Annotated in this window: 7 protein-coding genes; 2 read left to right on the top strand and 5 right to left on the bottom strand. The window is 67.9% G+C overall.

Annotated features, from left to right (window positions below; genetic code table 11):
- Together Q8Q77_RS04110 and Q8Q77_RS04115 are read right to left on the bottom strand one after the other, a co-directional pair.
- On the bottom strand, positions 1 to 1029 hold a 1029-nt coding region (locus Q8Q77_RS04110), incomplete at its 3' end, for an acyl-CoA dehydrogenase family protein (protein ID WP_305581454.1).
- A 10-nt stretch (positions 1030 to 1039) separates the two neighbouring features.
- Positions 1040 to 2554, bottom strand: a complete 1515-nt coding sequence (locus Q8Q77_RS04115) for a CoA-acylating methylmalonate-semialdehyde dehydrogenase (RefSeq protein WP_305581456.1) — start codon at positions 2552 to 2554, stop codon at positions 1040 to 1042.
- 84 nt (positions 2555 to 2638) lie between these two features.
- On the opposite strand from Q8Q77_RS04115, the gene Q8Q77_RS04120 reads away from it, so the two are divergent.
- A complete protein-coding gene (locus Q8Q77_RS04120; protein ID WP_305581458.1) occupies positions 2639 to 3541 on the top strand; it encodes a LysR family transcriptional regulator in 903 nt (300 codons plus the stop codon).
- Here Q8Q77_RS04120 and Q8Q77_RS04125 read toward each other — a convergent pair.
- Complete coding sequence (locus tag Q8Q77_RS04125) at positions 3538 to 3960, bottom strand: EVE domain-containing protein (RefSeq protein WP_305581460.1); 423 nt, start codon at positions 3958 to 3960, stop codon at positions 3538 to 3540. The genes Q8Q77_RS04120 and Q8Q77_RS04125 overlap by 4 nt on opposite strands.
- A 135-nt stretch (positions 3961 to 4095) precedes the next feature.
- Here Q8Q77_RS04125 and Q8Q77_RS04130 point away from each other — a divergent pair, with 135 nt between their 5' ends.
- Positions 4096 to 6267, top strand: coding sequence for a penicillin acylase family protein (locus Q8Q77_RS04130; RefSeq protein WP_305581462.1), 2172 nt, complete (start codon positions 4096 to 4098; stop codon positions 6265 to 6267).
- Here the strand turns inward: Q8Q77_RS04130 and Q8Q77_RS04135 are convergent.
- Entirely contained in the window at positions 6227 to 6775 is a 549-nt protein-coding gene (locus tag Q8Q77_RS04135; RefSeq protein ID WP_305581463.1) for a hypothetical protein, read from the bottom strand. The genes Q8Q77_RS04130 and Q8Q77_RS04135 overlap by 41 nt on opposite strands.
- The gene (locus tag Q8Q77_RS04140; RefSeq protein WP_305581465.1) at positions 6772 to 8094 is read right to left on the bottom strand and encodes a hypothetical protein; all 1323 of its coding nucleotides are present in this window, start codon (positions 8092 to 8094) and stop codon (positions 6772 to 6774) included. Before Q8Q77_RS04140 ends, Q8Q77_RS04135 begins: the two co-directional genes overlap by 4 nt.
- Positions 8095 to 8352 lie beyond the last annotated feature (258 nt).

Genomic DNA, 8352 nt, shown 5'->3' on the forward strand with positions numbered 1-8352 from the left:
CAGGTAGCCGTAGCCGCCGTGCAGCTGCAGAGCCTGGTTGGCCACCTCGAAGCCCGCGTCGGTGGCGAACCGCTTGGCCATGGCGCACAGCTTGGTGGCCTGGGGGTCGCGGTTGTCGAGCGCGTAGGCCGCGCGCCGCACCATCAGCCGGGCGGCCTCCAGCTCGGTGGCCATGTCGGCGATCTTGAACTGCAGGGCCTGGAAGTCGGCCAGGTTCTTCCCGAACTGCTGGCGCTGGGTCATGTAGGCCTGGGCCGTGTCCAGCGCGAAACCCGCCCCGCCCAGCGAACACGAGGCGATGTTCAGCCGCCCGCCGTCCAGCCCCATCATGGCGAAGCGAAAGCCCTCGCCCTCGGCCCCAATGCGGTTGGCGACCGGGACCCGGCAGTTGTCGTAATTGACCTGGGCGGTGGGGTGGGCGTTCCAGCCCATCTTCTTTTCCTGAGCGCCGAACGACAGGCCGGGCGTCCCGTTCTCCACCACGATGGCCGAGACGCCCTTGGAGCCGGCCTCGCCGGTCCGCGCCATCACCACATAGACGTCGGAGACCCCGCCTCCGGAGATGAAGGCCTTCGACCCGTTCTGGACGTAATGGTCACCGTCCAGCTTGGCGCTGGTCCGCAAGGCCGCGGCGTCGGAGCCGGAGCCGGGCTCGGTCAGGCAGTAGCTGGCGATCAGCTCCATGCTGGTCAGCCGCGGCAGGTAGCGCTGGCGCAGTTCCTCGCCGCCGAAGCGGTCGATCATCCACGAGGCCATGTTGTGGATGGTCAGATAGGCCGCCGTGGACACGTCGCCATAGGAGAGCGCCTCGAACACGATCGAGGCGTCGAGCCGGGTGAGCGCCGACCCGCCCACGTCCTCGCCGATATAGATGCCGGCGAAGCCCAGTTCGGCGGCCTTCCGCAGCACGTCGACCGGAAAATGCTTCTCCTCGTCCCACTTCGCCGAATGCGGGGCCAGTTCCGCCGCGGCGAAGGCCTGCGCCGCGTCCTGGATCGCCCGCTGGTCGTCGGTCAGGTCGAAGTTCATGGAGGGGCCTTTAGCGCATGGTCGGGATGACGAACGACGAGTCTGCATGACTGTCGCCCTCCGGCCAACGCGCCGTGATGGTCTTGACCTTGGTGTAGAACTTCACGCCCTCGATGCCGTGCTGGTTCGTGTCGCCGAAAGCGCTGCGCTTCCAGCCGCCGAACGAGTGATAGGCCACCGGCACCGGGATCGGCACGTTGATCCCCACCATGCCGACCTGGACGCGGGCGGCGAACTCGCGCGCCGCGCGGCCATTGCGGGTGAAGATCGCGACCCCGTTGCCGTACTGATGCTGGCTGGGCAGGGCGACGGCCTCTTCGAAACTCTCGGCGCGGACGATCTGCAGGACCGGCCCGAAGATCTCCTCCTGATAGGTGCGCATGCTGGGCTTCACCTGGTCGAACAGGCTGGGGCCGATGAAGAAGCCCTTCTCGTAGCCCTGCAACGCGAACCCACGGCCGTCGGCCACCAGCTCGGCGCCCTCGTCGACGCCCATCTGGATGTAGTTGGCGATCTTGTCGCGATGCGCGGCCGAGACCACCGGGCCGTACTGGGCCGCCGCGTCCGACGACACGCCCACCTTCAGGGTCTCGATCTCGGCGATCATGCGCTCGCGCAGTTCGCCCGCGATCTTGGCGCCCACCGGCACCACCACCGGCAGCGCCATGCAGCGCTCGCCGGCTGAGCCGAAGGCCGCGCCCGACAGGTCCTTCACCACCTGGTCGAGGTCGGCGTCGGGCATGACGATGCCGTGGTTCTTGGCCCCGCCCATGGCCTGGACCCGCTTGCCGTGCGCGGTGCCGGTCGAATAGACGTAGTGGGCGATGTCGGAGGAGCCCACGAAGCTGACGGCGGCGATGTCGGGATGGGTCAGGATGGAGTCGACTGCGGCCTTGTCGCCGTGGATCACGTTCAGCACGCCCTTGAGGTCCATGCCCACGGCGGCGCCGGCCTCCATGAACAGTTCGGCCAGGCGGACGGGAACGCTGGGGTCCTTCTCCGACGGCTTCAGGATGAAGGTGTTGCCCACCGCAATGGCGATCCCGAACATCCACATCGGGATCATGGCCGGGAAGTTGAACGGGGTGATCCCCGCCGCCACGCCCAGTGGCTGGCGCATGGAATAGACGTCGATCCCCGGACCCGCGCCCTCGGTGTATTCACCCTTCAGCACGTGGGGGATGCCGCAGGCGAACTCGATCACCTCCAGGCCCCGCTGGATGTCGCCCTTGGAGTCGGCCACGACCTTGCCGTGCTCGGAGGACAAGAGCTCGGCCAGCTCCTGCATGTTGGCCTCGACCAGGCGCTTGAACTCGAACATCACGCGCGCCCGGCGCTGGGGATTGGTCGCGGCCCAGGCCGGCTGGGCGGCCACGGCGGCGGCCACGGCGGCGTCGACCTCGGCCGGGTTGGCGAGCGCGACGCGGGCCTGCACCTCGCCGGTGTTGGGATTGAACACGTCGCCGAAACGGCCGGAGGTTCCCGCGACGGACGCGCCGCTGATGAAGTGTTGGATGTCGCGCATGGAGGCCTCCCTGTTCTTGGCGCCTGCCCTATCAGAGCCGACCGGCCAGCGGTATTGCAGACTTGCGGGTTAGATCATGCAAATATGCAGATCATGTTCGACTGGGACGACCTGAAGGTCTTCATCGCCGCCGCCCGCACCGGCTCGCTGACGGCCGCCGCCCAGCGGCTGGGGGTCGACGCGGCCACCGTCGGTCGGCGGGTCTCGCGGCTGGAATCGGCGCTGAAATCGACCCTGCTGGCCCGGTCGCCCGCCGGCCTGCAACTCACCGCCGCGGGCGCCCAGCTCCTGGCCATCGCGCTGGACGCCGAGACCGCCATGGAGGCCGCCGCCCAGGTCACCCGCCCCGACGTCATCGCCGGCACAGTGCGGATCAGCGCCGCGGAGGGCTTCGGCGGGGCGATCCTCGCGCCCGCCCTGCCCGAGCTCGCCGCGGCCCGTCCCGGACTGCGGGTGGAGCTCGCCGCCAGCGCCGGCTTCCTGTCGCCCGGCCGCCGCGAGGTCGACATGGCCATCACCCTGAGCGCCCCCGACGAGGGCCGGCTGATCGTCGAGCCGCTGACGCCCTACCAGCTCGCCCTCTACGCGGCGCCCGCCTACCTGGCCCGCAAGCCCACGCCCGCCACCGTCGAGGCGTTACGCAGCCTGGATGTCGTGGGCTATGTGGACGACCTTATCTATGCGCCCGAGCTGCGCTACCTGGATGAGATCCTGCCCGGGCTGACGCCGCGCCTGGCCAGCTCCTCGATCGGCGCCCAGCGGGAGATCGTGGCCGGCGGCGGAGGGATCGGGGTCCTACCCTGCTTCATGGCCGAGGGCCTGGTCCGCGTCCTGCCCGACCAGGTGCTGCTCGAGCGGCGCTTCTGGCTCTCGACCCACCGCGACGTCCATGACACCGCCCGGCTGCGGGCCGTGCGGACCTGGATCAAGGCGCTCTGCGCCACAGGCGCCGACCGGCTCGCCCCCTATCGCTCGGACCGCGCCTAGCCCACGCTTCCAAGACCCAGGATGGTCTTCCACTCGGTTGGCGTCACCGGCGAGACCGAGAGCCGCGACTGCCGGACGATCTTCATCTCCGCGAGGTCCGGCCGCGCCTTGATCTCCGACAGGGTCACCGGACGGGCCAGGGGCTTCACCGGCGCGATCTCCACCGCCACGAAGCGGCCCGAGGCGTCGCCGGGATCGGGAAAGGCCTCTCGGGTCACCCGGGCCAGGCCCACCACAGCCGGGCCGGAGCCGGAGTGGTAGAACAACACCTCGTCACCCACCCGCATGCCGCGAAGATTGAGCGCGGCGGTGTTGTTGCGCACGCCGTCCCAGACGGCGCCTCCGTCGGCGACCAGTTCGTCGAACGAATAGGTGTCCGGCTCGGACTTCACCAGCCAGTAGCGAGCTTCCGATCCCATGCGCGTCACCATCCCTTCGCCGAGAAACCATCGGGCGCAGGATCACCGGCCCGCCGCGGCTTGTCGAGCCGCGCCCTCTGGACTTCGGCGGCGGGGAATGCTGGTTCAGGGCCAAGCTCAATCGGAGACGGCGCCTTGCGGACCTTCGGCCTGATCCTGTTCCTGGTCCTTGCGACGGCGGGTTCCGCCCAAGCCGCCGACGACCTCGCCGCCTGGAAGCGCCAGGCGGCCAATGTGACCATCGTCCGCGACGACTGGGGCATCGCCCACATCACCGGCAAGACCGACGCCGACGCGGTGTTCGGCCTCGTCTACGCCCAGGCCGAGGACGACTTCAACCGGGTCGAGACCAACTACATCAACGCCATGGGCCGCCTGGCCGAGGCCGAGGGCGAAGCGGCCATCTGGCAGGACCTGCGGATGAAGCTGTTCATCGATCCCGCCGAGCTGAAGGCGCAGTATGCGAAGAGCCCCGCCTGGCTTCGCAAGCTGATGGACGCCTGGGCGGGCGGCCTCAACTACTACCTCGCCACCCATCCGGACGTGACGCCCCGGGTCATCAAGCGCTTCGAGCCCTGGATGGCGCTGAGCTTCTCCGAAGGCAGCATCGGCGGCGACATCGAGCGGGTGTCGCTCAGCCAGCTCGAGGCCTTCTACGGCAAGAATGCGGTGGCGCTGGCCGCCGACGAGACCGGCGCGGTGTTCAAGGAACCCACCGGCTCAAACGGCTTCGCGATCGCGCCTAGCAACACCAAGGACGGCCACGCCCTGCTGCTGATCAATCCGCATACCTCGTTCTTCTTCCGCTCCGAGGTGCAGGTGACCAGCGACCAGGGGCTGAACGCCTATGGCGCCGTCACCTGGGGCCAGTTCTTCGTCTATCAGGGTTTCAACCCGCACACCGGCTGGATGCACACCTCCAGCGGCGTCGACGTGGTCGACGAGTTCGCCGAGACCATCGCCGGATCGGGCGACAAGCTCACCTACCGCTACGGGTCAGAGACGCGGCCCGTCACCGTCAAGACCATCGCCGTGCCCTACAAGGCCGCCGACGGGACGATGGCGACGAAGGCCTTCACCACCTACGCCACCCACCATGGCCCCATCGTCCGCGAAGCCGACGGCAAATGGATCGCCATGGGCCTGATGAACACCCCGGTCGCGGCCCTGCAGCAGTCCTTCCTGCGCACCAAGGCCACCGACTACGCCAGCTTCCTCAAGGTGGCCGAGCTCAAGGCCAACTCGTCCAACAACACCATCTTCGCCGACGCCAAGGGCCAGATCGCCTACCTGCACCCGCAGTTCATCCCCAGGCGCGACGACCGTTTCGACTACACCAAGCCGGTGGACGGCTCCGACCCCGCCACCGACTGGAAGGGCCTGCACGCGCTCTCCGAGGCGCCGGGTCTGCTCAGCCCCAAGACCGGCTGGCTGTTCAACACCAATGACTGGCCCTGGTCGGCGGCCGGCCCCGACAGCCCCAGGCGCGGCGACTATCCGCGCTACATGGATTCCAATGGCCCCAACGCCCGCGGCGCGCACGCCGCCCTGGTGCTGACCGCGCGCAAGGACTTCACCCTGCCCACCCTGATCTCGGCGGCCTACGACCCCTACCTGCCGGCCTTCGCCCGCCTGGTCCCCACCCTGGTCGAGGCCTATGACGCAACGCCCTCGGCCGATCCCCTGAAGATCAGGCTCGCCGAGCAGGTCGCAGCCCTGCACGGCTGGGACTATCGCTGGTCGGCGGAGTCGACGCAGACCTCGCTGGCGGTGTTCTGGGGCGAGGCGCTCTGGGCCGAGGCCGGTCCCGCCGCCAAGGCCGTGGGGATCAGCACCTACGACTACATCACCACCCGCACGACCGCGGAGCAGAAGCTGGCGGCCCTGGCCAGGGCCACCGACCGGCTCACCCAGGACTTCGGCGCGTGGAAGACGCCCTGGGGCGAGATCAACCGCTTCCAGCGCCTGACCGGCGACATCGTCCAGCCCTTCGACGACGCAGGGCCCAGCATCCCGGTGCCCTTCACCTCGGCCCAGTGGGGCTCGCTCGCCTCCTTCGGCGCCAAGCGCTACCCGACCACCAAGCGCTACTACGGAACCAGCGGCAACAGCTTCGTCGCCGCCGTCGAGTTCGGCCCCAGAGTCAAGGCCTTCGCCGTCACCGCCGGCGGCGAGAGCGGCGACCCCAAGTCCAAGCACTTCAACGACCAGGCCCTCCGCTACAGCCAGGGCGCCCTGCGGGAGGTGTACTTCTATCCGGAACAGCTCACGGGGAAGACGGAACGGACATATCGGCCGGGGGAGTGAGAGGAACCCATCTTGGCCGAGGCTTTGGAAGGGGCTCGCCCGTCGCACTGCCTTGCCATCGGACGTAGGTCACGGGGCGGCCGGTTCTGAGGAAGAGGTCCAGTTCGATCACGCGAGCCATGGCGATCCGGACCGCATTCTCGACGCTCATCCAGCTTCCATACCACCGATGTGACCCCCCGAACCGCCCCGTGGTTGGTCGAGGATGGATGCGTCCAAGCCGTGTGCCGTCTGGCCAAATCTCCTCCGGATATGCGTTCCACAGCCGCTCCGGATCGTCGGTCCAGAACTCGATCATGAATCGCGGCGAATTGTATTTGGCCCAATGGACCCAGATGTCGTCGGTGACCTCGCCGCGCTGGCGGTAGTAGTTGGCCGTGCCCAGTCGGTAAGGGCCTCGCTCCTCCTTCGACCTCCGATCTCTCTTGAATCCGAGGGATGCGATCACGGGCATCAGGTCCCTATTGACGCCTTCTTTCAGCGCCGCTTTTTTCTCGTCGGAGTTCAACGCTCGTCCTCACGACCGGCGGCTTGCGCGCCGAACAGAGCCAGTGGTCCGCCGACCGCACGGCCGACATGCTCGGGAAGCCACCAGTCCACGCGATACTGAGGTCCAAACTTCAGACGCGCTTGGATCTGCGGCTTTGAGAACCGCGCGCCACGACCGAACTTGGCTTCAATGACCGATCCCGCCTTCGTCGCGTGATCTATGAACGTGTGGCCTCCTGAGACCTTCCGTTTCTTATGCATATCAATGGGCACCTGACCCTGGAGTCGGGTCTTGATCATCGACATCCGCTCACCAAGCTTGCCCTTCTTGGTGAAGTGCAACCCATCGGCCCACTTCGTGCCCGCCACGTCGCCGATCCGGCCGAAGTGGCTTCCGACCACCGCATCCCGCTGCATTGCCTCCCAGTCCACCGGGCCACCGGTGAGCGCGCTATGAGCGCCATGCGTGACACCAGCTTCCACAATGGCGCCCGCGCGCGGCCCAAGCCGGGTCGTCGCCAGCGCACCCGCGCCGCCGCCGAGCGCTGCGCTTGCATAAACTTCAGGACTGCTCCAGCGACGGCTGGGAACGTCTGACGCCCCCTGCCCTCCGACGCTCGTCACAGCACCACCCGCTGCGATCGCGGAGTAGGGGAGCGCCGCTCTGGCGCCAAATCGTGCAGCCCGGGGCGCAATTCTCGCGGCCGCCTGCGCGCCTCGCGCGCCGACTTGGGCCCCGGCACCGACACCGCCGGTCGCAGCAATTGACCCGACAGCACCGACGACCTCGCCGGCTAAACGCGCCTTTGGATGGTGCTCCGAGTCATACTGATCCTGTGCGAATTGCAGCGCGCGTAGCGAATTGTAGCGTTCTCTCCACGTGTCGCCCGCGCCGACACCCTCCCACGCATACTTGGCCGCCGCGTACGGGTCCCCCAGGCCAAGCGTAAAGGCGTCGCCCGCGCCATTCGCGGTCGCCGCGGCCATCGCGCCCACGTTCCGCCAGTCGATGCCTGAAGTCCGCGCTGGCGGTGCTGTCACAGAAGTCACCGCCAAGCGGCGCTGCGCGGCACCGGCTGGCGCGGACCTCGCGCTTGGTTTCTCGGTCCGAGCACGAGCCGGAGCATGCCGGGCGATGTTCGCTTCGGCCACCGTCAGCAACGCCCTCGCAGGCAGCGGTATCAAATTGCGTGCGGACACGCTTGCCAACGCCGCAACGTCCCTGCCCGCCGCTTCAGCCTTGCGGAGACCGCTCTGCAACTTTCCGGCCGCATCTCGAAGAATGGGGTGAAGAGGGTCGAATGTGGCGCGCGAGGGCGCGCTCTGGCGGGTGGGCATTCCGCAGGTCTCCGGCTTGATCTGTAGGTTTCAACTCGGCGGCCGGAAACGACGAGGCGACAAAGCGGTCAGCTCAGGTCCAGCGCGAATTTACAATGGTTCAGCTTGATTGAGATGGGCAGTTATATACTTGACGGAACAGACCGCTCGGCGGTAGATTCGTCATGACAGGCAGGAGACGCCGATGACCCTTCACCAGCCCGGCCAGACGTATCGCGGAATTCAGTGCAAGGGCTGCGGTGTGACCTTCCCGCTCGC

Source organism: Phenylobacterium sp. (assembly GCF_030698145.1).
Taxonomy (GTDB): domain Bacteria; phylum Pseudomonadota; class Alphaproteobacteria; order Caulobacterales; family Caulobacteraceae; genus Phenylobacterium.

Excerpts from the sequence above, each read along its gene's own strand:
- Q8Q77_RS04115 (WP_305581456.1), bottom strand. The coding sequence starts at position 2,554 with ATGCGCGACATCCAACACTTCATCAGCGGCGCGTCCGTCGCGGGAACC.
- Q8Q77_RS04120 (WP_305581458.1), top strand. The coding sequence starts at position 2,639 with ATGCAGATCATGTTCGACTGGGACGACCTGAAGGTCTTCATCGCCGCC.
- Q8Q77_RS04125 (WP_305581460.1), bottom strand. The coding sequence starts at position 3,960 with ATGGGATCGGAAGCTCGCTACTGGCTGGTGAAGTCCGAGCCGGACACC.
- Q8Q77_RS04140 (WP_305581465.1), bottom strand. The coding sequence starts at position 8,094 with ATGCCCACCCGCCAGAGCGCGCCCTCGCGCGCCACATTCGACCCTCTT.